Annotated in this window: 1 pseudogene; it reads left to right on the forward strand. The window is 68.2% G+C overall.

Features of this window, described 5'->3' with window-relative positions:
- A pseudogene (locus tag AWT75_RS22405) lies at positions 1-264 on the forward strand (hypothetical protein); the annotation flags it as partial.

A 264-nucleotide genomic window follows, 5' to 3' on the forward strand; every position in this document is an offset into this window, starting at 1 on the left:
CTGTCCGGCACGCTGGGCGATCATGGCATGGCGGTAATGTCACAGCGCGAAGGGCTGGGCTTTGCCAGCCCCATCCTGTCCGACAGCGCAGCCCTGCACTGGCGTGGGCGTGGTGGCCGACGGGTGACCTGTCCGGCGACCAGGCGTCCCGGCGATGTGATCCTGCTGTCCGGCACGCTGGGCGATCATGGCATGGCGGTAATGTCACAGCGCGAAGGGCTGGGCTTTGCCAGCCCCATCCTGTCCGACAGCGCAGCCCTGCAC

The organism is Aquitalea pelogenes (genome assembly GCF_001515305.1).
GTDB classification, from domain to species: Bacteria; Pseudomonadota; Gammaproteobacteria; order Burkholderiales; family Chromobacteriaceae; genus Aquitalea; species Aquitalea pelogenes.